This is a genomic window from Mesorhizobium sp. M8A.F.Ca.ET.161.01.1.1, assembly GCF_004792105.1.
In the GTDB taxonomy this organism is placed as follows: domain Bacteria; phylum Pseudomonadota; class Alphaproteobacteria; order Rhizobiales; family Rhizobiaceae; genus Mesorhizobium.
The window spans coordinates 1-318 of record NZ_SRTD01000333.1 but is presented as its reverse complement, the minus strand read 5'-3'; the positions used below and the strand labels follow the sequence as shown (position 1 = coordinate 318).

Here is a 318-nt window from a genome sequence, read left to right as displayed (position 1 = left end):
CCAGCTGAGCGAGCGGCACCCCTTGACCTGCCACGGCCTGTCGCTGTCGCTGGGCGGTCCTGATCCGCTGGACCGCACCCTGCTGGCGCAGACCCGTGCCTTCCTCGACCTGCACCAGGTACAGCTGTACAGCGAACACCTGAGTTACTGCGCCGCCGGTGGTCACGTCTACGATCTGCTGCCACTGCCATTCACTGCCGAGGCCGTTCACCATGTCGCCGGTCGCATCGCCCAGGTGCAGGACATGCTGGGGCGGCGCATCGCCGTGGAGAACATCTGCTAGTACGCCGTTTCCGGCGCAGACATGAGCGAGATCGA

General features: G+C 65.7%; 1 protein-coding gene. It reads left to right on the top strand.

Translation table 11 applies throughout. The annotated features are described in order from the left end of the window. Positions 1 to 283: DUF692 family multinuclear iron-containing protein (locus EN804_RS35955; protein ID WP_210237398.1), on the top strand; the 283-nt coding region annotated here is incomplete at its 5' end. Positions 284 to 318: the final 35 nt, after the last annotated feature.